The 23,589-nt window shown below is 68.4% G+C and carries 16 protein-coding genes and 3 pseudogenes; 13 read left to right on the forward strand and 6 right to left on the reverse strand.

Annotated elements, in window-relative coordinates:
• On the forward strand, positions 1-468 hold a 468-nt coding region (locus tag ACWDA7_RS36000), incomplete at its 5' end, for an integrase core domain-containing protein (RefSeq protein ID WP_450610020.1).
• Between the two features lie 325 nt (positions 469-793).
• On the opposite strand, the gene ACWDA7_RS36005 is transcribed toward ACWDA7_RS36000, so the two are convergent.
• Complete coding sequence (locus ACWDA7_RS36005) at positions 794-988, reverse strand: GNAT family N-acetyltransferase (RefSeq protein ID WP_450610022.1); 195 nt, start codon at positions 986-988, stop codon at positions 794-796.
• A 508-nt stretch (positions 989-1,496) separates the two neighbouring features.
• Between ACWDA7_RS36005 and ACWDA7_RS36010 the strand changes: the two are divergent.
• The 7 genes and pseudogenes from ACWDA7_RS36010 to ACWDA7_RS36040 form a co-directional block, all read left to right on the forward strand.
• Positions 1,497-1,874, forward strand: a pseudogene (locus ACWDA7_RS36010) (hypothetical protein); the annotation flags it as partial.
• A 220-nt stretch (positions 1,875-2,094) separates the two neighbouring features.
• Positions 2,095-2,982 (forward strand): haloalkane dehalogenase, encoded by an 888-nt coding sequence (locus ACWDA7_RS36015; RefSeq protein ID WP_450610024.1) that lies wholly within the window; start codon positions 2,095-2,097, stop codon positions 2,980-2,982.
• A 59-nt stretch (positions 2,983-3,041) separates the two neighbouring features.
• A complete protein-coding gene (locus tag ACWDA7_RS36020; protein ID WP_450610026.1) occupies positions 3,042-3,641 on the forward strand; it encodes a sulfite oxidase-like oxidoreductase in 600 nt (199 codons plus the stop codon).
• Positions 3,611-4,366, forward strand: coding sequence for a ferredoxin reductase (locus ACWDA7_RS36025; protein WP_450610028.1), 756 nt, complete (start codon positions 3,611-3,613; stop codon positions 4,364-4,366). Before ACWDA7_RS36020 ends, ACWDA7_RS36025 begins: the two co-directional genes overlap by 31 nt.
• A gap of 1 nt (position 4,367) precedes the next feature.
• Entirely contained in the window at positions 4,368-4,679 is a 312-nt protein-coding gene (locus ACWDA7_RS36030) for a DUF6510 family protein (protein ID WP_450610030.1), read from the forward strand.
• Between the two features lie 184 nt (positions 4,680-4,863).
• A pseudogene (locus tag ACWDA7_RS36035) lies at positions 4,864-4,944 on the forward strand (hypothetical protein); the annotation flags it as partial.
• 58 nt (positions 4,945-5,002) lie between these two features.
• Positions 5,003-5,419: a hypothetical protein gene (locus tag ACWDA7_RS36040; protein WP_450610032.1), complete on the forward strand. Its 417-nt coding sequence runs from the start codon at positions 5,003-5,005 to the stop codon at positions 5,417-5,419.
• Positions 5,420-5,620: 201 nt separating this feature from the next.
• Here ACWDA7_RS36040 and ACWDA7_RS36045 read toward each other — a convergent pair whose 3' ends face one another.
• The gene (locus ACWDA7_RS36045; RefSeq protein WP_450610034.1) at positions 5,621-6,121 is read right to left on the reverse strand and encodes an NUDIX domain-containing protein; all 501 of its coding nucleotides are present in this window, start codon (positions 6,119-6,121) and stop codon (positions 5,621-5,623) included.
• Between the two features lie 36 nt (positions 6,122-6,157).
• The gene (locus ACWDA7_RS36050) at positions 6,158-7,513 is read right to left on the reverse strand and encodes a tetratricopeptide repeat protein (protein ID WP_450610036.1); all 1,356 of its coding nucleotides are present in this window, start codon (positions 7,511-7,513) and stop codon (positions 6,158-6,160) included.
• 224 nt (positions 7,514-7,737) lie between these two features.
• On the opposite strand from ACWDA7_RS36050, the gene ACWDA7_RS36055 reads away from it, so the two are divergent.
• From ACWDA7_RS36055 to ACWDA7_RS36070, 4 genes are all read left to right on the forward strand, one after another.
• Positions 7,738-8,487 carry a hypothetical protein gene (locus ACWDA7_RS36055; RefSeq protein WP_450610038.1) on the forward strand — a complete coding sequence of 250 codons (750 nt, stop codon included), beginning with the start codon at positions 7,738-7,740 and terminating at the stop codon, positions 8,485-8,487.
• 67 nt (positions 8,488-8,554) lie between these two features.
• The gene (locus tag ACWDA7_RS36060; RefSeq protein ID WP_450610040.1) at positions 8,555-9,466 is read left to right on the forward strand and encodes a phosphotransferase family protein; all 912 of its coding nucleotides are present in this window, start codon (positions 8,555-8,557) and stop codon (positions 9,464-9,466) included.
• Entirely contained in the window at positions 9,467-10,159 is a 693-nt protein-coding gene (locus tag ACWDA7_RS36065) for a class I SAM-dependent methyltransferase (protein ID WP_450610042.1), read from the forward strand.
• Between the two features lie 32 nt (positions 10,160-10,191).
• Entirely contained in the window at positions 10,192-10,767 is a 576-nt protein-coding gene (locus ACWDA7_RS36070) for an HAD domain-containing protein (protein ID WP_450610044.1), read from the forward strand.
• Between the two features lie 153 nt (positions 10,768-10,920).
• Here ACWDA7_RS36070 and ACWDA7_RS36075 read toward each other — a convergent pair whose 3' ends face one another.
• The 3 genes from ACWDA7_RS36075 to ACWDA7_RS36085 all read right to left on the reverse strand — a co-directional run bounded on the left by ACWDA7_RS36075 (position 10,921) and on the right by ACWDA7_RS36085 (position 22,897).
• On the reverse strand, positions 10,921-11,157 hold the full coding sequence (locus ACWDA7_RS36075) for a hypothetical protein (protein ID WP_450610046.1): 237 nt from the start codon (positions 11,155-11,157) through the stop codon (positions 10,921-10,923).
• The gene (locus tag ACWDA7_RS36080) at positions 11,150-22,222 is read right to left on the reverse strand and encodes a LamG-like jellyroll fold domain-containing protein (protein ID WP_450610048.1); all 11,073 of its coding nucleotides are present in this window, start codon (positions 22,220-22,222) and stop codon (positions 11,150-11,152) included. Before ACWDA7_RS36080 ends, ACWDA7_RS36075 begins: the two co-directional genes overlap by 8 nt.
• 162 nt (positions 22,223-22,384) lie before the next feature.
• Positions 22,385-22,897, reverse strand: coding sequence for a BMP family ABC transporter substrate-binding protein (locus ACWDA7_RS36085; protein ID WP_450610050.1), 513 nt, complete (start codon positions 22,895-22,897; stop codon positions 22,385-22,387).
• Positions 22,898-23,281: 384 nt separating this feature from the next.
• On the opposite strand from ACWDA7_RS36085, the pseudogene ACWDA7_RS36090 reads away from it, so the two are divergent.
• A pseudogene (locus tag ACWDA7_RS36090) lies at positions 23,282-23,589 on the forward strand (hypothetical protein); the annotation flags it as partial.

Raw genomic sequence — 23,589 nt, forward strand, 5'->3', positions numbered from 1 at the left:
CACGTCCTCGGCATCAGCGCGCACCCGAACCGGGACTGGGTGACCCAGCAGGTGAGGAACTTGATGATGGACCTCGAAGATCGGGTGGACCGGTTCCGGTTCTTACTGCGCGACCGGGACGGGAAGTTCTCCGACGCCTTCGACGCCGTGCTCGCCGACGCGGGCGTGCAGGTGCTACTTTCCCCGCCGAGATCGCCGAAGGCAAACGCCTTCGCGGAACGCTGGGTCGGCACCGTCCGCCGCGAGTGCACCAACCGCCTGCTCATCATGAACGAACGGCACCTGCGCGCCGTCCTGAACACCTACACCGACCACTACCACCGGCACCGCCCCCACCAATCCCTTCACCAACGACCTCCTCAAGCCGCAGAGACCGGACACACGGCACCTGTCATCCCCTTGGGAGGCCGCGTCCGTCGCACTCAACTACTCGGCGGCCTCATCAACGAGTACCAGCAAGCAGCCTGACGGCAGGCAGACAAACGGCCTGATCAACAGCCCGAACCAGGGTTTTCACGCGGGACAGGGCTTCAGTCGGGCGTCCAGTTGGTGCACCCAAAGCCAGCTCGCGCATTCGGCCGGAGGCTAGCGTCGGGTGGACTCCGCTTCTTACCCATGTCTTGACGCTACGGGCGATCGGGGAGAGGTGAGCTCATCGGCGTTGGCCAGCCGTGCCGAATCACCCTGGCCTGCGGCTGGGTCGCCGTACTCCGCCACCAGGAGCTCGAGGCAGCACGTCGTGAGGCCGCGATGGGGCTCCCCCGAGGGGACGCCTGATTGCGGCCCGGTAGTCTCAGCCACCGGCCGCCACTCGCGCCGACTCGGCAGCAGCACGATCGGAGTAGCCCGGGTGTCGGGCGTCGACCAGATCCGCATAGGCGGTCGTTCGCGAGAGGTAGTCGACCACAAAGGGGCAGATTGCGGTGATCGTGCCCCCGCGAGCGCGGATCTCGTCGAACACCCGCCGCACCAGCGCGCCCCCCCACACCCTGGTGCTGATGACTCGTCTCGACCTCAGTGTGCCGAAGAGCGTACCGGTTGGGCTTCAGGTGGGTGTAGTAGAGCCAGCCGACCAGGTCGTCGTCACGGCAGAGCTCAAAGCGGCCTTGATCGATGTTGTCGATCAGCTGCTCGGTTACCGGCACCTGCTCTTCGCCGCTCATCGCCTTACCCCTCCAACGTGCCGTCACGCCGACCATTCGAACAGCCCCACTTCGGACCTTCAAGTCCAGTATGGCAGCTTCGTTACCCGCAAACGCATGCGTAAATTGGACTCGATGGTCCGTTCGGTGCCTGAGGACTGCTCGGGACCACCGACCGAAGACGAACGAGGCCCGCGAACTCGCGGCCGCCCTGCACGCCGCCCTCTCCGGAAACCTGACGCCGCTCCGCGCCATGCTTACCGCATCCTGACCAGCCACCTGGATCCGGCGGTCACGCCCGCGAAAGCCAGAGTCCGGCAACGCGCATGATCAGGGCTCATGGTGCGCGCTGCATTGTGCGTCGACCACGGGCAGGCGGATGTCTCCTTCCACCGCCATCCCAGCGGGGACGTGCTCTTCCCTCTGCCCGTCGAAGCCTTTGGGTTCGACCCGGAGGAGACCTTCGTGGAATGGGGCGGCGGCTACCTGGCACCGGACCTGGCCGTCGTCACCCTGGGCGGTGAAGGGCAGGGCGAGGAGGAGTGGTTCCGCCACCACCTGATCGACGTGCGCACGAGCACGCTCAGCGGTGAGATCGCCGTCGAGGTGACCAACACGCACGAACTGGTGCCCCTGGGCGATAACTCCTGGCTCACCGACGGTCCCGACGGCAACCCTGTCCGCTGGCCGCGTACTGCACTGCCGTCCTCACCGCCACACCCGGAAGGTTGATGGGCGGCCACCAGCCTGGATCCGGATGGGCGCCCGCAGCCTCGCTCATCGGTATCTCCCGTTCGACGTTCGGCCGAACGCCCGACTCGCCCCAGACAAAAATAGTCACGCATTGCTACTCTAAATCAACACAAAGTAACATCTGTGTGCGGGGTCCGACACCCGAGATCTGTGACGTATGCGGCGATGACCTCGGCTACTACATAAGGGAGAAGCCAGCATGATCTCCGCGACCTTTCCGTACCAGAAGCAGCGCCGCGGGGTTCTCGACATCGAGATGGCGTACGTGGAGATCGGGGATGGCGACCCCATCGTTCTGCTGCACGGCAATCCCACCTCGTCGTACCTCTGGCGCAACGTTTTGCCGTACCTGCAGTCGCGAGGTCGTTGCATCGCACCCGACCTGATCGGCATGGGTGATTCCGACAAGCTGCCTGACAGCGGCCCCGGTTCGTATCGGTTCGTCGAGCACCGCCGCTATCTCGACGCCTTGCTCGAGGCTCTGGATGTGGATGAGCGGGTCACCCTTGTCGTCCATGACTGGGGCTCTGCCCTCGGCTTCGACTGGGCCAACCGACACCGCGAGGCGGTGAAGGGCATCGCGTACATGGAAGCGATCGTGCGGCCGCAGGCCTGGGACCACTGGGACAAGATGGGAAAGCGCTCACTCTTGCAGGAACTGCGCTCCGAGGCCGGCGAGGCGATGATCCTGCGAGACAACCTCTTCATCGAGCAGGTGCTGCCACATGCCGTGCTGCGCACCCTGTCCACTGAGGAAATGGCGGAATACCGACGGCCGTTCGCCGAGCCCGGCGAGGGGCGACGGCCGACCCTGACGTGGCCTCGGGAGATTCCCCTCGAGGGCGAGCCCGCCGACGTGACTGCGATCGCCGCCGCCTACGCGGACTGGCTGGCGACGAGCGATGTGCCCAAACTGTTCCTGAAGGCCGAGCCCGGTGCGATCCTCGCCAGCGACTGGTTGCTCGACTTCGTCCGCGGGTGGCCGGCGCAGACCGAGGTGACGGTCGCGGGGATCCACTTCGTCCAGGAAGACTCGCCGGACGAGATCGGGCAGGCCATCGCCGACTGGATGGGGACCCTGGACTGATGCCTGCCCCACTTCAAGGCGCCGAGCGTTGCCTCCCACGAGCCGATTGGACGGCCAGCATGGCGATCATCTCGCGCGGTTTCCACGGCCGACGGCCGCCCGCGGGCAGGAAGCTGCCACCCGGACAGTACGAGACAACGGGCTTTCCGGTCCTCTCGGCCGGGCCCACGCCGCGGATAAGCACAGACAAGTGGGAGCTGTCCGTCACCACGGAGACCGGGAGGCGGCACAACTGGGACTGGCCCGCCCTCATGAAGTTGCCGTCGGAGACCCCGACGGCAGACCTCCACTGCGTGACCAAGTGGTCGAAGTTCGGCACCCGGTGGCAGGGGGTGTCTCTGGACGTCCTGCTCGCCGATGTCGAAACGGCGGCCGAGTACGTCCTCGTCTCCTCCTATGGGGGCTATACCACGAACCTCCCGCTGGAGGATCTTCTAGACGGCAAGGCCTGGATCGCGTACGGCTACGACGGCCAGCCGCTCGCCCCCGAGCATGGCGGTCCGGCCCGATTGCTCGTCCCGCACCTCTACCTCTGGAAGTCCGCGAAATGGGTGCATGGAATGGAGTTGCGGGACAACGACACCCCGGGGTTCTGGGAGAGCGCCGGCTACCACAATTACGGAGACCCGTGGCAAGAGCAGCGGTATCGAGGAGACTAGGCGACCGGCTCCGATGGAGGGTCGCCGAGGTGACAGGACGTCGCGCTGAGTCCGCGACGGCCGTCACACTGGTGCTGGAGGTGCCAGAATGGCCCGGCCATCTGGCGGGCCAACATGTGGATATTCGGCTGACCGCGGAAGACGGCTACAGCACACAGCGCAGTTACTCCATCGCGTCGGCCCAAGACGGAACGCGCCTGGAACTGACAGTACAGCGAGTCTTTGAGGGCGAGGTCTCACCCTACCTGACCGACGAGCTCATGCCCGGTGACCAGCTGGAGCTCCGGGGACCGGTCGGAGGCTGGTTCGTCTGGCAGCCTGAACAGCAAGAACCGGTCCTGCTCGTGGCCGGCGGCTCCGGGCTGGTCCCGCTGATGTGCATGATCCGCACGCGACGTGCAGCCGACAGCCGGGTTCCCTTCCGGGCGCTCTACTCCCTGCGATCGCCGGCCGAGCTGCTGTACGGCCCAGAGATCCGCCAAGGAACACCAGGAGTCGACCTCACGCGCATCTACACCCGGGAAGCGCCACAACAGTCCGTGCGCCCCCCGGGTCGCATCACGCCCGACGACCTGACACGCCACGGATGGCCACCGGACTTCGCGCCCACCTGCTACGTCTGCGGGCCCACGGCATTCGTCGAGAAAGCGGCTGCCTACCTGGTGCTCCTCGGACACGACCCCGAGCGTGTCCGCACAGAGCGCTTCGGCGGAGGAGAAGACTGAGATGACGGCAGACACACCGGCAGACACCGGTATCCCGCCCAGCGAAGAGGGCGGGTACATGGACGGCAACGCACTGGCCGGCCCTCTCGCCGAGCTGTTCACCGTCGACCTGACGGTAGCAACCAGCCAGTGCGCGCACTGCGGCAACACAGGGCCTGTCGCACGCCTGCGCGTATACGGCCAGGCACCGGGACTGGTAGCCCGCTGCCAGCAGTGCGGACAAGTCATGCTACGTCTGGTGCGCGCGCCAGAGACAGTCTGGCTCGACACGAGCGGCATCACAGTACTGTCGATCCCCGTGGGCGCCGACTGAACTGCCGCCGGCTCCACCGGCCAGAGGCCCCCCGCCAGCGCGGCAAGGAGACCACGGCCTCCTGACCGGAGGCACCCGCCACGCAGCCAGACCCAGGGCAGACCACATCGAAGACCCGGAAGGATGTCGGTCATGGCTGCCCTCCCGTAAGTACCCCGAGGAACTGCGCGAGCGTGCGACGCGCCTGTGTGTCGAGGCCCGCAAGGATCCCGCGGCACGGACCGGAGCGATCAGGCGCATCGCCGACCGGCTCGACGTTCATCCCGAGGCCCTGCGCAGCTGGGTTAAGCAGGCCGAGACCGACGAGGGCAGTCGGGCAGCCCATGACTGTCCCGTCCAGGGTGGGGCCGAACGGGGAGCCGCTAGACGACTCCGAATTCCGGCGACGCCAGGAACGGAGGTGCCAGGCGTACGACCAGTCGCTGTCCGTGCTCGCGGAGCGGCTCAACAGGTTGGGACGGGTGACGGTGGAGAGCGAGTTCCGCCTCTATCCCGGGATACCGAGGGATGAGATCTGTATTTTCAACCGGGAGTTGATGCTGCACGGTCTTTACGATGTGGTCGCCCGCACGATCGACCATGAGTACTACGACCCCAAGGGCTTCCGCGCCGATCTGAATGTCTGGTCGGCGAGGGACACCGACGACACCAGGGCCGCTGTCGCCACGTGGAACAAGCACCTGGACGGTTTGTGGAGCCTGGCGACGGTGCCACCCTGGCGGCAAGTGACAGCCACATGAGCAGGGGCTTTTCGCTGGGCGGTGCCGTCGTGCTGGTTCGTGCGGCGAGCCCGAGGCGAGGATGACGACGGGTTTTACCCAGCGTGCCCTGCACGGCGTACGACACTACTGCCGAAAGGCCAAGGTGCCGACGGGCCGGACGGTGGCTTGCCTGGTCTACTCGGGCGGGCCAAGGCCCGGGAACCCACTGGTGGGCAGCGCCTATTTCCAGCCGTCCAGGGATACCTGGGGCCCGTTGGTGAGGTAGCGGTTCAGGGCGCTGGCGGTGGTGTCGACGAAGTTTTGGGGGATGGCGTTGGTGTCGACCCAGCGGACTTGGGCGTGCTTGCGTGGTTCCCGGTTTTCGGGTTCGCCGGTCCATTCGTGGGTGGTGAAGACGACGGTGAGGAAGCCGCCTGGGGCTTCGACGCCCCAGGCGCCGTGGATGATGTGGGCGACCTTCAAGGACTCCGGCTTCACGGCGAGGCCGGTCTCCTCATACAGCTCGCGCACCGCGGTTTGGGTGATGGGTTCGCCGGGTTCGCTCTTGCCGACGGGCAGGTCCCACATACCTTGGGCGAATTTGGCGTTCTGGCTGCGTTGGAGGAGGACGACGCGACCTGTGGCCTGGTCGTGGACGATGACGGCGGCGACCAGCAGGGTCATGGACTGGTGGGCGGGCTTGAGGGCTTTGGGCTGGTCGTCGGTGGTCGGCTGAGCCACGGCTGGTGTCCCTTCGTCGGCCGGTTGGTGGGCAGCTTAGGCCAGTGCTTCGCGTGCGCGGCGGGCGAGTTCGGCGGCTCCGGGCACTTTGCGGCGCTGGTAGACGGCCAGGGTGGAGCGGAGCGAGGTGATGGCTTTGCGGGTGCGGTCGGAGGTCACGCCATCCATGAGGGTGAGGGCCTTTGACCAGGCGGCGACGGCTTCGTCGGCGCGGGCCTGGGCGGCGAGGCTGTCGCCGAGGTCGGCGTAGGTGAGGGCGTGGACGCGCTTGTACTTCTCCAGCTCCCAGCGGATCAGGGCGTTGCGGTGCTGTTGCTCGGTGCCTGCGTGGTCAGCCAGGTCGGTCAGGGTGCGGGCGGTGTGGCTGGTCACGGTGCCGGAGGCGGGGCCGCTGACGCGGGAGTAGCTGGGCTGGGGGCCGTCGTTGCGAAGCAGGGCGTCTTCGGCGGCGAGCAGGGCGCGGGCCGCCAGGGCCTTTTCACCGACCGCGGCGTAGGCGCGGGCGTGGGTGATGTGGAGGAGTGCTTCGGTTTGGCCGTCGACGTGGCCGAGACCGCGGGTGAGGGCTCCTTCGACCAGGTCGACGCAGTGGTGGGGTTGTTTGAGGCTGAGGGCCTGGTGGGCGAGGGCGCGCATCATCCAGGCGGCGTGGCCCTGCGGGTCGGCTTCGCAGGCGAGTTGGTAGCCGACCTGGTAGTAGCGCTGGGCGGCGCCCTCCTGGCCGAGGTCGTGATGTTTCCAGCCTGCCAGGTAGGCGAGTTCGGCAACGGCCCCGAACGCCGCCCGGCGTAACGCTTCGCTGGGGAAACGGCCCCGGAGCATGGGGGCCGCGGTGTCGGCGAGGTAGGCAGTGACGGTGGTCAGGCCATGCCCGCCACCGAGGCGTTCATCGGCAGTGGTGAAGGCGGCGGTGATCTGCCGTACGACGTCCACGTCCTCTGCTCCGGCCACGGAGGTGCCGGTGCGGGCGCGGAGCATCCGGGCGGTGGCCTCGTGCTCGTAGGCGAGCGGCATGGCGACGCCGGCGGTGGTGAAGGCGGCCACCGCGAGGAAGCGGCGGCGTTCGACGTCGGCGCGGCCCAGGTCGGTGGCGGCCAGGACGGGATCCCGCGCATCCGGCCCTTCGGCATGCGGTGCGCGAAGGCCGATCTCGGTCTGGGTGATGGTGCGGTTTGCTCGGCGGGTCAGGGCTTCGGCGAGGTACTGGCCGGTCCGTCCGGTGGGCTGGCGGGTGCCGTTCACCCAGTGGGAGACGGCCGACTTGTTGGTTTGGAGGATCTCGCCGTTCTCGGCCGCGATACGTCGGATGTCCTTCGCCAGGGCCTCGTACGTGCAGCCGATCGCGTCGATGGTGTCGCGCAGGCGGGAGTTGGGTTCTTTCTGCGCTGTCACGCTCGCCTCCCGTCTGGGCTGTAAACCGCGTATACCGCTTCAGTCGCCTCTCACCGTACCCACTGTGCGTGACGGCAGGTTCACTAGACATCAGCCGCCCGGCCCGGTCGGACACCGTGACCAGGCTTCCCCCCTTCGGCCGGGCGGCCCCCGAAATTCCGTACGCCCACTGCGGGTTCGGGCATTCCTGTGCCCGAACCCGGCCGATCAGAGACGGAGACACGGTGACCACTATCGACACCACGGCCATCACGGTCGTCCTGCCCGAGGCGTTCGACGAGCGCTGGAGCCGCCTGCCCGGCATCCAGGTCGACGGCCGGCGCATCACCATCGACCCGGCCGAGTACTTCTTCCGCTTCGAGTCCCACACGTGGCTCATCGCCGACTGGGAACAGGTCAAGTCCCAACTCCTGGACGTGGAGGAGACTACAGAGAGCGCGGTCGAGCAGCTCGCACTGGAGTTCATCAAGGCCCACGCCGCATCCACCTCGGACGCCGCCCGGGTGCTCGCCACCGCCTACGAGGTGTACGCCCACCTCTTCCGCGACGAACACCTCGCCGGCCTCGGCCTGCCTCAGATCACCCCGGGCCACCTGCGGATGCTGCGCGAGGCGGCCACGCTGATGGCACTGAACAAGGTGGAGCTGGACGGGCGCATCTCCAACGTCGGCCCCTGCTGGTTCTTCCCCGCCGCCACCACCGTCGTCTTCGACCTGGACGACGAGATCGGCGGCCTGCTCGACGAGGTCTACCACGGCGGCTGGTTCAACGAGCACCGCCGCATCGAGTCCATCAAGGCCCACGCCGCCCTCGGCGGACGCCTCGTACACGGCTGCCAGTCCGTGCCGGACCAGTCCGGCGGCGTCGTGGCACCCTACGGTGCCTCGATGACCGCCTTCCGCGACGACCTCGCCGCCCTCAAAACCGGATGGATCAAGCAGGTCTACGCCCACCGCGTGAGCCCTGCCGCGTAGCACCACAGACCAGGCTCCGGGGCGGGCCGCCCCTTCCCGCCCGCCCCCATCGCACGGGAGCCCTCTCATGGACACGACCCTCAACGCTGAACTCCTGGACAACCTGCTCACCCTCACCGGCAGGTCGACCGCATCGCGCGAGGAGGTGCGCGTGTGGTCCATGTCCGGTGTCGAGCGCCTGACCTTCACCGACGGCACCACCGCCATCTTCAAGTACGCCAAGAAGCCGTTCGACACCGAGGACCAGGCCCTCCGACTGGCCCACACCCTCGGCGTCCCCGTACCTGCGGTCCACGCCTCCGCCGTCGTGGACGGCTGGCTCGGAATGCTGCTGGAGGACCTCGGCCCTGCCGCCCGCGAGGCCGACGACCTCGACGGCGCCGCCGCGGCCGTCGTTCTGCACCGCACCCGCACGGCTGCCACCCTGCCCGTCCTCGACCAGGAAGGGCTGCGCCGGCTTCCCAGCCGGGCCCTGGAGCACCTCGCCCAGCTCCGCAAGGCCGAGCGATGGCAGGACACCGACGACGTCGAAGACGCCCTCGACCGCATCGCCCAGGCAGCCCGAGCCCGCTCGGCCGGGGCCACGGTCGCTCCGTTCGGCTGGGTGCACTCCGAATTCCACCCCACCAGCCTCCACATCGGCCGGCACGGCTGGCGGCTGCTGGACTTCGCCCGCGCCTTCACCGGTCCCGGACTCCTCGACCTCGCCAGCTGGCACGGCACCCTCGACACCCCCGACCCCGTCCGCCTGCGCATCTTCCTGGACACCTACGTCGCCGAAGGCGGCACCCCCGACGCCCTCGCCGAACGCGGCGGCCTCCCTGCCGAGAAGTGGGCACTGGGCTGGCACCGCACCTGGGCCATCGAGTGGTTCATGGAGCAGTCCATCCGCTGGATCAACGACCCGGCCACCGACCCCGCCTACATCAAGACCGTACGCCGCCACCTCACCGACACCCTCCACCTCCTGGAGGTCTAGGTGCTTGCCCAGGCTTCCGCGTGGTACGCCCACGCCCTGCAACGCACCACGGCCCGCCCCGCCGAGCCGCTGACCGTACCCGCACGGACGGAATGGACCACGCGGCCCGGCAGCGGCCCCGGCGCCGAAATCCTCGGCCCGGACCTGCGCCGCAAGCGAATTCTGGAACTCGGCTGCGGCCCCGGCCACAACGCCGCCCACCTCGCCACCCGCCACGGCGCCCAGGTCACCGGCGTCGACCTCGTCGGCCTACAGGTCCGCCGAGCCCGCTCGCACTACGGCCGACTGAACAACCTGACCTTCGTCGCCGACCACGCCCTGCACTACCTGCAAGCCTCCGACGAGCAGTTCGACGCCGTCTACTCCGTCTTCGGAGCCATCGGCCTCGTCGCCCCCGAGCTCCTGCTCCCGGCCATCGCCCAGCACCTCAAAACCGGGCGCACGCTCGCCTTCTCCGTCCCCCACCCCCAGCGCGGCGGCAGGCGCCCCTGCACCGACGACCGGCCCCGCCGCGACTACGTCACCCTCCCAGACCGCACTCGACGACCCATCGCCCGCTGGGACTTCGATGCCGACCGCTGGGAGAAACACCTTGCCCGCGCGGGCCTCTGGCTCACCGCGGCCCAGGAATTCCACGACGCCCGCCTGAGCCGCTGGCCGACCACCCTGCTGATCACCGCGCGCAAGCTCTGACCCCACACCCCGGCTCCCCTTGGGAGAAACCGATGCGCCCGCCCTACCTGCTCCTGGACATCGACGGCGTCCTCATACCCTTCCCCCACGCCGATGGGACCACCCCGGCCACCCACACACGCCATGACGTCGTCCCGACCGGCCGAGACCCCGACGCCCCCGTGACCATCTGGCTCAACCCTGCACACGGTCCCTTGCTCATGCACCTGATCCGGACCGGCCTGATCACCCCCGTCTGGTGCACCAGCTGGCGCCAAGACGCCACCACCCTCATCGGGCCGCTCCTCGGCCTCCCGCCCTTCCCGCACATCGATCTACCGCGCCCGCAGATCACTACCAGCCACCCCCACGGCTACCTGTGGAAGCGCGACCACATTGCTGCCTGGCTGGGCGATGCACCCGCCCTCTGGATCGATGATGACTTCACCAGCCTCGACCATGCCTGGGCCACAGAGCGAAGCTCCCGCGGTCCCGCGACCCTCCTGATTCAGCCCGACCCTCACATCGGGCTGCAACCCGAGCACCTGGCCCAGGTCGTTGAGTGGGGCACGGTATTGCCCAGGGACGATCTCCGCGTGCGCGGCGAGCAAACGACCTCGACGGTGTAGTCCGGCCTGGTGCCGAGCCCTGTGCGACAGATCCGCAAGCCCAGCTTCCGCAGGGAGCTCCCGCTCGGGCACATCGGGCGACTCGTTCGCCGGTTGCACTGGAACGGGCACCTGCCTTCCACCTGCGGAAGGACCGGACCTACGCGATCTCTGTTACAGCGCGACCGCGCGATACTCCAGCGCCTTGAGCATAACTTCCTCGTCACTCAGCTCCGCGCTCTCCCAGAACAGCAGATCAAGCCACCTAGGATAGTACGGGTATAGCTCGCGAAGCTCTGCGATCTTCGCGTCGCATTCCTCCGTCTTGAGCTCCCCCGACCTGATCGCCGCAATGAGGGGAACGGCCCGCCGAAGCAGCTCAGTCCGACCCTTCTCCCGGTCGTTATCCATTGCCATAGTGGTAACCCCCATCAAGGATATTGGCATGGAACAGCGGAGTGACTACTAGAAGGTTATCCATGTCGTAGACACCGCCACCATGCTGGATAGGTGTTGCGTGATGCAGGATGAGAGTGCTGTTCCCGCCGAAAGTTTGAGCATCGCCAACATGCGGAGCATTTCCGTTCCGCATTGCCGCAGCGTTCTGAGGCGTGAACTGAGAAGACAGATCCGGGTCGTTTCCGACTGCCTCCCAGAACGCCTCTCGGAAAGCGTTGAAGCTCTTAAACTCCCTTCCACGCAGCTGATCGGCAATCTGGCCCGGGATGCGGGCAGCATTACCGGGCGTACCTCGCAGCCAGGTACCCGTAACCGTCGGCAGCGAATAACCACCGGTCGCCGGACCAGGAGAGTTCCGAAGCTGCGTCGCGCTTCGAGGGGCCGCGATGGCAAGCGGGCAAGCCTCGCCATCGTCGTTGTGCACAAGCACAGGCAGGGCGCCTGCCTCCACATAGTACGTGTGGAGGTCGCCGATCGTGAGGTCGTACGTCGTGGTGTGCGCGTGGTACAGGCGGACCGCGGTGACCGTCGCCGTCCCCGTCGGGGTCTGGAGGACGTCTCCGGGGTGGAGGTCCTTGGCGTCGACGAAGGCGGACTGGGTCTGGTCGTAGAAGGGGTGGTGGTAGGTGGTGGTGAGGGTGCCCCCGCCGGACGTGGTGGTGGACGGGGCCTCGGCCACGGTGGCGGCCGTCAGTTGCTGGTGGTCGGTGTGCGGGTGGTGGATGCCGGCGGCGGTGGTGATCACGGCCGCGGAGGCGGCGAGGCCGAGGGCCGCCCTGGTCAGGATGCGCTTGCCGAGGCCGGGCCGGGGCTTCGGGGTCGGCTTCGCCTTCGTGGGGGCGATGGTGACGTCCACGAAGTCGTGGTCGGTGTGGGTGACGATGACCCGCGTGACGGTGTGGGTCTGGGTTCCCTTCTCGCTGGGGACGGAGTCCTTGATCTTGTCGCCGATCTTGATCTGCTGGATGGGCCGCGTGGTGCCGTCGGCCATCACGACCTCAGTGGTGCCGGTGAAGCTGTGGGTGGCGCCGCATCCTCTGCGGCCGAACACCGCCCCGCCCGCGGTGGCGAGGACACCGCCCGCCGCGCCGCCCACGGCACCGGACACCGTTGCGTCGGCGGTGGCGGCCGCCGCGCCGGACCAGGAGCAGCCGGCGTGGGTCTCGGAGCAGGTGAGTCCGTAGTCGGCCGCGCCGGTTGCACCGCCGGACACGCCGCCGATCGTGGCGCCTTCCAGGACGTTGGTGACGAGTTTGGGCAGCGCGCCACCGATCGCGGACTCCGCGAGCTTGCCGCCGAGGGCTCCGCCGACGCCGCCGCCGATGGCACCGCCCACGGCGCCCAGCACGGTGGATGTGGCGAAGGCGCTGACCGAGCAGGCCCCCTGCTGGCCGCCCATGCACTTGCTGCCCTGGTCGACGAGGCCGGCGGCCGCTCCGGCGAGCGCGCCGCAGCCGACGGCGCCAGGGATGGCCAGGGTGCCGCCGCTGCCCGCGGTGACGACGGCTTCGCAGCCGGCGAAGACCACCGTGGACACGGCGAACGACGCGATGGCGGCGGCGTGGTTCTTGAAGTAGGTCGTGGCGGTGTTCACGCGCTTGGCCACGGCCTGGTAGGTGCTGTGGGCGGCGTGGCTCACGAAATTCGACGCGGCGCGCTTGAAACTGGAGGCCTTGCGTTTGAGCGTGGCCTTCGCATCGGCGATCTCCCTGTTGAGTTGGGCGATCTGCCGGTTGAGGCTGGCGATCTCCTGGTCCAGTGAGGCCAGTTCCCGGTCGAAGGTGCGGGACACGGAGTCATAGGCGTCGCTGGCCCAGCCGCTCACGGCGTCCCAGGCGCTGGAGAGCTTGCTCGAGACCCAGTCGTAGGCCTCGCTGGCGTAGTGGGTGACGGCGTGCCAGCCCGAGCTGAGCGCGCTGGTGAATCCGTTCCAGGCGTCGCCGAGCCAGCTCTGGCCGGTGGGGTCGGTGCGGGTGAGGGGGTTGTCGTCGACGTAGGCGAAGGGGTTGGCGGCGGCCGAGTTCGGCACGGGGTTCAGGGACGCGGTGTCCTTGTTCATGAACTGGCCCGTGGCCGGGTTGTACCAGCGGGAGGCCATGTTGACCTTGCCGGTGGCGTTGTCGGTCCAGCCCGACTGGTAGCCGAGGTTGCCGCTCTGGGTGCCGGTGGTGCCGGTGACGTTGCCGAGGGGGTCGTAGCCGGTGGAGGCGGTCAGGGCCGTGCCCGTGCCGGTGAAGTCGCCGACCACGTCGTCGTGCTGGTCGGTGTAGGCCAGGGTCGCCGTCGCGGGGGTGCCGCCCGGTGTGCCGGTGCCGACCAGGGTGTCGCCGGGGGTCCAGGTGTAGGTGTTAGAGCCGTCGGACGCGAGGGTGTTGCCGGTGCCGGAGTAGGTGAAGGTGTTCGTCACCCCGCCGCTGCCGGTGTTGGTGATGACCCGGCCGAGGGCGTCGGTGAGGTAGGTCTGGCTGCCCTGGGTCAGTTGCTGGTTGAAGGCGTCGGAGGCGAAGTCGGTCGCGCCGGAGGTGCTGGACTGGTGGGTGAGGGTGCCCCGGGCGCTGTAGGTGTAGGTGTTCTGTCCGTCGCTGGTGAGCTGGTCGCGGGCATCGTAGGTGTAGACGCCGGAGCCGACGCGGGTGCGGTTGCCGGAGTCGTCGTACGCGTACGCGGTGGTGGTGCTGCCGTTGTTCCAGGAGGTCAGGCGGTTCGCGTAGTCGTAGCTGTAGGTGTTGTTCGTGGCGCCGGCGAATCCGGTGGTGGTCTTGCTGGTCTCGTTGCCGTTGGGGTCGTATCCGTAGCCGATGGAGGCGACGGTGCTGCCTCCTGGGGTCTTGAGCGTGTCGTCGGTCAGCCGGTGCAGGTGGTCGTAGCCGTAGCTGCGGGTGTCTCCGCCGGTTCCGTACTGGATGCTGGCCAGCTGGTTGAGGGTGTTGTAGCCGTAGGTGAGGCGGGTGCCGGTGGCCGGGTCGGTCAGGTTGGCGAGCCGGTCGTTGTTGTCGTAGCCGTAGGACGTGGTGCCGGCTGCGTCGGTGCGCGCCGCGAGGAGTCCGTCGCCGTTGTACGTGAAGGAGCCGGTTCCGGCCGATCCGCTGGTGGTCAGCAGGTTGCCGCGGTCGTCGTAGGTGAAGCTCTCGTCGGTGGCGGCGGTGGTCGTGCCGATCGCGGCGGTGACCGCGCTGCGCATCCGGTTGTCGTGGTCGTAGGTGAAGGTGCGGTCGGCGGTGGCGGCTTCGGCGCCGGTGCCGGACTGGGAGGTGACGTTGCCGATGTTGTCGTAGCCGGTGGTAACGCTCGCTCCGCCGGGGGCGGTCCGGGTGACCGGGCGCGCGTCGGCGTCGTAGGCGGTGGTGAAGGTCGAGTCGGCCGCGCCGGTGTAGCTGTAGGTGGAGGTGGCCACCGCCGGTTCGATGGTCGCCTCCGGCAGGTTCCACACGTTGTAGGTGTAGTAGGTGCTGTTGCCGCGCCCGTCGGTGAAGCGGGTGCCGTTGCCGGCAGCGTCGTAGCCGAAGGAGGTCGTGATGGAGTGTCCGTCGTCCACCGGCTGGGTCTCGCCGGTCACGTGTCCGAGGGCGTCGTGGGTGTAGGTGGTGGTGTGCAGTCGGGCGTCGGTGGTCGACAGCAGCAGACCGGCCGGGTCGTAGGTCGCCGACTGCGAGGACAGGACCGTGCTGTGGTCGGTGTCGAGTGAGGCGACGCGCACGGGGTTGCCGAGTTCGTCGTAGGTGATGGCGTTCTGGGTCTGGTCGGGGAGGGTGACGGTGGTTTTGCGTCCCTGGCCGTCGTAGGCCGTGTGGGTGGTGTTGCCGGCGCCGTCGGTGACCTGGGTGGTCTCGCCGACGGCGTCGTAGCCGTAGTTGGTGGTGACGCCGTCCGGGGTGGTGGTGGAGGCGAGGAACGCGCCGCCGGGGTTCTGGGCGGAGGCGGTGTAGGAGTTGTTGGTGGTCAGGGCGGTCGCCGTCGGGTACCGCTCCAGGGTGGTCGCGGTCAGGGGACGGCCCAGGTAGTCGTAGGTGGCCTGGGTCTGGCCGCCTTCGGGGTCGATCGCGGACTGAACCTCGCCGTTGGCGTCGTACACCGTGTGGGTGACGCCGTTGTTGGCGTCGGTGGTCCGGGCCAGGTCGCCGAGCTGGTCGTAGAGGTTCGTGGTGGTGTGCTGGAGCGGGTCGGTGACGGTCTTGACGTTGCCGGCGTCGTCGTACTGGTAGGACGTGGTCGCGTGGCTGATGACGGTGGAGGTGCCCGGCGGGGTGTAGTCGGGGAGCACCTGGGAGTTCACGCGCCCGACGGCGTCGTAGGTGGTGGTGACGGTGGTGTCAGGGCCGTCCGGGCCCTCGGCCTCGGTGGTCTCGCCGAAGGTGTCGTAGCCGGTGTAGGTGGTGGGGTGGACCAGGCCGGGGGCCCCGCCGTTGGACTCGGCGTTCACCGCGGGGGCGGTGGTGAGGGAGAGGTTGCCCGCTTCGTCGTAGGTGAAGTTGGTGGTGTTGGTGTCGGGGTCGGTCATCGACAGCGGCAGGCCGCGCTGGTCGAGCTGCCAGCGCGTGGTGGACGCGTCCGAGGAGGCGGTGGTGCCGCCGTTGCGGCCGTTGGAGTACAGGGCCGAGATCTCGGTGCCGGTCAGGGCGCGCTGGTAGAGCTGCACGTTGTCGACCGAGCCGGCGACCGCGTCGGTGATGGTGCCGCCCGCGGTTTCGGTGCCGCCGACGGAGAGCGGGCCGGTCCCGCTCCACGGCGAGGGGTCGCTCACGGTGGCGGCGAGGGCGCCGTTGACGTACAGCTTGAGCGCACCGGTGCCCGCGTCGAACTCGCCGACCAGGTGGGTCCAGGTGTTCAGTGCGGCGGGGGCCGGGGCCACGGCGTCGTAGAACGCCGACGGGGAGGCGAGGTCCTGGCTGGCCGCGTGGAGGCGGAAGCTGTTGTTGGGGGGCGAGTACTGGAGGTAGAACGACGCCCGGTTGGTGCCGCCCTGGGCCACGAACGTCCGGTACGTGGAGGTGTCGGAGAGGTTCACCCAGGCGGAGACGGTGTAGGAGGAGGCGGTGTTCAGCACGGGCCCGTTGGTGGCGATGACACTGCCCGCGCCGCCGGCCGAACCGTTGAAGTGGGCCGCCCCGTCCGACCAGGTGATCCCGGAGCCTGCGGTGGCGGTGTTGCCGTTGCCGGAGTTGTCGGGGACCGAGCTGCCCGAGGTCTGGTCCAGCTTCCACCAGGCGTTGGGGTGGCTCGCGCCGTCCTCGTGCACCGACTGGCTGGTGAGGTTGCCCATCGGGTCGTAGGTGGAGCTGGTGGTGTGGGTGGTGCCGGTGGGGTCGGTCAGGGTGGTGGTGGCCACCTTGTCGTCGGGCGTGTAGGAGACGCTCGTGGTCCGGTCGACGCCGGCGGGATCCACGGTCGTGGAGGTGACGCGGTTGGCGGCGTCCACGACCGAGTTGGTGGTCGTGGCACCGTTGTTGGTGACTTGCGAGGTCAGGTTGCCCGCCGCGTCATAGGTGTTGGACTGCTCGACGAAGTGCCGTTGACCGGTCGGATCGCTGCGGGTGACGGTGGCCGTCAGGCCGTTGTCGGTGTAGGTGTACGACGTGACGTTGCCCATGGCGTCCGTCAGGGACTGGAGCCGCCCCGCGGGGTCGTAGGCCCGCGAGGACTCGACGAGGTCGCGCGCGGGGGACGGGTCGACCGGGTCGCCGATGTAGTTCTTGAGGGTCTGCGTGAGCAGCTTGCCGTTCGGGTCGTAGACGTAGGACAGGACGTTGTCCGCCGGGTCCTCGACCGTCGCCTGGTTGCCGTAGCCGTCGTAGGTGTACGTCGTCGTGCCGCCGGCCGCGTCCGTCGTGGTCTTGACCTGGTCGTACGGCGTGTATGTGTACGACTGGGTGCGCGAGGCGTCGCCGCCGCCGAGGTCGGCGACCGTCTGGGACGAGATCATGCCGTCGGCGTCGAAGACGGTGCTGGTCGACTTCTGGTGGGTCGCGCTGGTGACCCGGTTGGTGACCGCCGGGTCCACCTCACCGGTGATCTGGGAATCGCCGTCGTGGGTGTACGTGGTGGTCAGGCCCGCCGGGAAGCTGTCCGAGACGGCTTTCTTGGTCAGCATCCGGCCGATGTTGTCGTAGGTGAACGACGTGACCAGCCCGTCGGGGTCGGTCATGGAGGCGATGTCGCCGTTCTTGAAGTACGAGATCGTGGTGGTCGCGCCGCTCGGGGAAACCGTCCGGTACGGGAGGCCCTTGGGGGCGAAGCCGCCGTCGGCGGCCGGGACGGTGGTGCCGTCGGTGTACGCGATCGAGGTGGTGCGGCCGTGCGGGAAGCCGGGCACCGCCGGCGTGGTGACCCCCGTGCGGTTGCCCGCGGCGTCGTAGCTGTACGACGTGAGGTAGGTGTTGTCGGTGCTGGACGAGGAGCGTGCGTCGCGCACCGCGGCCGGCAGATCGTTCTGCGGGTTGGGCGTCAGCTGCGCGCTGGTGTCGTCCGGGAGGTAACTGGTGTATGTGGTCGAGCACTTCAGGGTGGCCAAGTTCTGGCAGGTCACCTTGGACACCTCGTTGCCGCGCACATCGTGGCCCGTCGCCGTGATGTTGCCGTCCGGGTCGATGACCATGTGCTCGAAGCCGCCGGTGTCGTAGCCGTACGTCGTCTTGTTGCCGAGGCCGTCGATCTGCGCGACGGTCCGGTAGCCGTTCAGCGGGTCGTACTGGTAGGTGACCGTCTTGTTGCCGGGGTCGGTCACCCGCACCGTCTCCAGCGGGGACATTCCGGAGGAGTTGCGCCCTGCCGCCCAGTGGGCGGCCACGTCCGCGCCGGAGAGCGCGTGCTGGTAGAGGGTCACTTCGGCGATCGAGCCGGTGAAGTGGCTGACGTCGCCGGGCGAGGCGATCCATGACTTCGCGAAGCCGGCCCCGACATAGAGGTGGTTGTTGCCCTGGTCGTTGGGGGCGCCGGAGTAGGTGCCCTGCTGGTTGCCGTCCAGGTAGAGCGTCTGGGTGCTGCCGGACACGGTGAGGATCACATGGTGCCACTTGTTGTCGGTGACGGTGCTCGTGGAACCGAAGGCGGTCGCGCCGCTGCCGCTGCCGCTCCAGAAGTGGCCGTGGACCTTGTTGTCACTGCCGACGTAGAGGACCGGGGTCCAGCTGCCGGAGGCGCCGGTCGCGCCCGCGACGGCGACCGACTGGTCACCGACGAGGACGCCGGGCGTGCTGGTCTTGAACCACAGCTCGACGCTGCGCTCCAGGTAGGTGTGCAGCAGCTGTACGGGCAACTGCACATAAGACGATGTGCCGTTGAAAGACGCTGCCGTCTCGTCGGAGAAGGGGCCGCTCACCCCGAGCGTCGTGTTCGCGTACGTCCCCGAGCCGGAGTTCTCCTCGTCGACCGCCTCGGAGGCGCCTGCCGACTCACCGAGCCGGTAGTAGCCGACCGGCCCTGAGCCCAGTATCGCGCCGCGGTAGACCTCGCTGGATCCGGTCACGGTCGGCGCCGCCATGGACCAGGAGCCGCCGTTCTCGTCGACCAGGTGCGTGACGGCCGTCGTCGTGGGGTCGTAGGTCACCGACGCGTAGGTCTTGCCCGAGGGACGGGTGACGGTGCTGAGCAGGCTGGCCGGCGTGGTGCCTGCCTTGTAGAGGGCGGTGACATCTGCCTGGACGAGGGGGCGCCCGAAGTAGGAGGCGTCGGCGATCGAGCCGTTGAAGTAAGTTCCGTAGATAGTCGATGAGTTGGGGTGCGGCTGGTCGGGCCAGGTGGATCCCAGGTAACCGGTGCCGAGGTAGGCGTGGGTGAACAGCCAGGGCATGTTGCCAGCAAACCCGAAGGAGCCGTAGCCGGCCGAGGTGCCGACCTGGCTGCCGTCCAGCCACATCGTCTGCTTGGTCCAGGCACCGGAGAGGACGACGTGATGCCATTTGTTGTCGGCCACGGAGGCCGACGTGGTGATGGGCGTGGTCGTCGTGCCGTACCAGAACAGGCCGTTGAGCTTGCCGTCGGAGCCGACATACAGCGAGGGCGTGAAGTCGCCCACGGTGGCCGTGGCCTGTACGGGCATGTCCGAGTAGGAGAACAGCACGCCCGCCGCCGCCTTGGCGGTCTTGAACCACAGGGAGATCGTCTGGGAGCTGGAGTTGCCGAGGCCTAGGTCAGGGAGCTGGACGTACGAGGACGTCCCGTTGAAAGCAACGGCGGTCGAGGTGCTGCCGGCCAGCGGTCCGGCCTGGCCCAGGGCCACGTTGCTGTACGTCGCGTTGTCCACGCCCTCGCTGGGCAGGACGGCGCTCGCGGCCGTGGTGCCGGAGGTCTCCGACAGCGGCCAGAACGAGTTGGGGCCCAGGTCGAGCGTCTGGCTGTGCTCCTGCGAGGCGCTCGTGTAGCCGTACTGGGTGCAGGCGGTCCCATTGGCCGTGTCCGTCGGCGAGCACACCTTCGTCAGCTGGTCACCGGTGTACGAGTACACCCAGGTCAGCGCCGTCCCGGACTGACCGGCGGTCACCGGGTCGGTCGACACCGTGGCGACGTGCGGGCCGGTCGCGCCCGAGGGGGTGTTCCAGGTCAGGTGCACGGCGCGCTGCGAGACCGCCGAGGCCATCGCGGTGATCTGGCCGCCGGTCCAGGTGAAGTTCTCCGCGCGGCCGTTGGCATCGGTGATCGACGCGATGCCGTAGGCGCCGGAGCCCAGCGAGTGCGTGAACGTGTAGACGGTGGCGTTCTTGTCGGTGAGCGTGTAGCCGCCGCCGGTCACGCTCTTGAAGGTCGCGAACCGGCCCTCGGGCGGCGAGAACGACCCGTCGGAGTTCTTCCCGTACCCAACGGCCGAGCCGTCCGGATAGGTGACGTACACCGCGGTCACGGCGCCCGTCGAGTCGTACTGCTCGGCGGCTCGGGCGTCGAACACGCTGGACCAGCTGGCGCCGAACGCTCCGGCGGTGCGCGGGTCACGGGAGTTGTAGTCGCGCGTCACGGTCAGGGACGGCCCCGGAGTGGCCACGTTCGCGTCCGTCGCCGACGTGGTGTAGTTGCCGACGGCCGGGTTGTAGCCGTGCCCGTCGGTGTTCTGGGAGAGACCGGAGGTGACCACCGGCTGGGGCACCTGCGTCGTGAACTGCTGCCACTGCGGGCCAGGCGAGTAGTTGGTGCCGTCGAAGGCCTGCACTTCCCAGTAGTACGGCTTGCCCCAGGTCAGCTTGGAGGCCGGCACGTTATAGTAGTTGGCCGTGATGTTGCCGGAGTCGGCGAGCTTCGTGCCCGAGGTGTCGTAGACCTGGAAGTCGTACTTCTGGGTCGTCGTCAGGTTCGGGTCGATGTGCGCCACCGCGGACAGCTGCGGGGTGAGCGTGGTGACGGACGCGTTGTTCGCCGGGGTGGCGCTGACCACCTGCGGCAGCATGGCGCCGGTGTAGGTCAGCATCAGGCTCGGGGCGTACGTCACGTCGTAGATCGAGCCGAACTGCTTCCAGTGCAGGGCGTCGGAGGTCGACGCGTAGACGGCAAGTCCGTGATCGCTGGACGCGCCGGCTGCCGAGGCCCAGGTGTTGAAGGTCGACGCGGACAGCATCACCGTCACCCAGTCGCCCTTGCTGAGGTCACCGGCGCTGTTCGCGCACCCATTGGGCGTGCTCGGAGTGGCGTTGCCGATCGACGACCCCTTGGACGGCCCCGGGTACGAGGTGATCGAGGACGGCGACCAGGCCGAGCTGACCGACGCGACGTCGAACCGCTCCGCCGTGCAGGTCGAGGACCACACGTCGTACAGGCTCAGCGACGCCGCCGAGACCGAGACCTGCGAACCGTCCACTCCGAGACCGGGGAACTGGAGGTAAGAGACGGCGGAGTGGGTGCCCGAGTCGTACGAACCCACCTTGATGGTCTGCTCCATCGAGTGGTCGCCGGGGCTGCCCGATTCGGCATAGGTGGTGATGGCCTGCTCGTTGTCGACCGAGGGGTCGACGGTGACCGGGAAGACCCGGCCGGGGGCGTGCAGCCACGCCGCGTCCAGCGTCACCCGCAGCACGGGACGGTCGCCGGACGTCGTCAGGCTGTAGTGGACCGCGTGCGTGGTGGCTCGCTCGCCCGAGCGCCGGTCGACGTGGGAGTCGTAGGCGTAGGCGGGGGGAATCTCGCCTGCCCTCTTGCCGGAGGAGTCGCGCAGCTCGATCGAACCGTCCCACTGGGGGACGGGGGTGAGGCCCTTCAGGTCGAGGGGGAATTCCCACGAGTTGGCCGCCCGAGCCGAGGAGAGGACGATCGACTCCTTCAGCCCGACCGCGGTCGGCTGCAGCGTCAAGTCGGTGTCCGCCAGCACGTCCGGGTAGGAGACGGTGGAGCCGGAGACCTGGGGCGCGACGGGCTTCGCTCCGGACAGGCCGTAGGACAGTTGCCGTCCGCCGCTCATGGTCAGCCGGGCCAGGGCGCCGTCGGACCCGGTGGCGGCGAAGTCCGCCGTGAGTGAGTTGGCCTTCTCCTCCCAGCGGCCGTGCACACCGTGCACCAGGCGGGTGTCGATGGGCTGCCAGTTCCCCGCTGCGTCACGGTAGTTGACGGGAAGCAGGGAGTAGCTGCGGCTGTAGGAGCCGTCCGCGTTCTTGAAGTAGGTCGAGGACGCGGTGGACTTGGCTGCCACCCGCTTGCTGGTTTTGGCGTTGAACCCGAGCCGGGTCGCGCTGGGCCCCTTGGCGACCTTGCGCATATAGGGCTTGGCGAGCGGGAGTTCGCCTCTGCCGTGGCCGGGCCTGTGTCCGACGCCGCGGTGGGCACGGGTCGAGGCCGCCGACGCGCGGTGGCTGTGTCCGGCGGCGGACCCGGACCGCTGGCGCGGCAGATGCCCCCAGCGCAGGGAGGTCGGGTCCTTCAGCCAGCCCAGTACGTCGGAGAAGCTGGGCACCGACAGCGAGGGAAGGCCGCGGTCGTCCGCCACCGCCGACTCCCCTGCGAGCACCATCGCCAGGCAGGCCAGCACGACCACGGCGGCGGCACGAACGACCCTGCGGTGCAGGCGTATCCGCCGGGCAGAACGACGGAAACGACGAGAGCGCATCACAGCTCCTGACGAGAATCAGCACATGATCACCAAGCGGGCCGACTCAACACCATCAGGAGCGGGAATCACTAGATCACTTGGAACTCCCTTGACGGATCTTTAGATACATCTGGAGATATCGCGAATCAGGGATATCCACAGGGTTACCGACAGGTGAATTCATTGCTTCGGTGACGCGTCGACCGCGGATTCCATCGCTTTCGCCACCGCTGTGCGCGTGCCCGCGGCGGCGGGAATGAAGCGGACATTGTGTGCGGTGGATCCGGCACCAACGGCGACGAATTGGGATTTGGGCGACCTCGGCGCCAATTGCCGCACCGCCGACACGGGTGCCTTGCCGACCGCCAGGACGAGGTCGCAGCGCTGCTGGATCAAGGTGTTCGCGTACGCCTGCGCGTTGGCCTCCGTCTCCGGCCCGGCGACCGCCAGGTAGCTGGCCTTGGCGTGGGTCGCCAGCGAGGCGTCCTTCATCCCCGCCCACACCGGCGCCGCCTGGGGGCCAGCGACGCCCTTGGCGTCGGTGAGCAGGCAGGCCGCGAAGGACATGTACTGACGGGCTCTCGGCGCGGGGGTGGCCTCGTCGCCCCCCCCCGACAGGCTCAGGGCCACCACCGTCGCCGCCACCGCCACCACCGCGGCTCCGCCGCCCCAGGCCCAGAGTTTCTTGCGCACGCGCGCCCACCCCTTCGAAACGAGCGCCGACCCACCGTCGCCGCAAACGGCGCGAGCATAGACCAACCAGTCGAATGACTTTTCCCGCCCGCGATGCGGGCGCCGGTCATGTCAGGCATTTCGAGGCGGAGGGAGTTGGGGGCGACTCGGGCTTACGGATGAACAGCAGCGTTGCAGTGGCTGCGAAAAAAACCCTCGGATGGCGAACACCAGCCGAAGCATTCACCGAGCATCTACACTCGCTGACAGGACGTGTTGCGACGACTCCTTGAACTCGGGCACGATGCCAGCAAAGACCAGGTTACGATCCTCGGCCGCCGCGAACAGCGACTGCCACGTCGTGCCCCTCCAGGGTCTCGACAACGAGTACACGTTGGGATTCTCGTGCTGTCCGGAGCGGACGACCAGCCCCCAGGCCGGATCGGCACCCGCAACGTCCGTGCCGTCCACCAGGCCGTCAGCACGATCTACGCCCACGACCACGATCACGGGTCAGCCGCGTTGCGCCAGAAGGCGTCCCAGGCTCTGCACCAGGCGTACGGCTGGATGCAGGACGGGCGGCTCACTGACCGCACGGAGCGCCAACTGCGCTCAGCGACCGGCCACCTGAGCATCGCCGCCGGCTGGCTTTCATACGACTCCGGCAGGCCCGCCGACGCACGCTCCCTGTATGGCGAGGCCCTGGCCGCCGC

It is taken from the genome of Streptomyces sp. NPDC001156, from assembly GCF_053598275.1.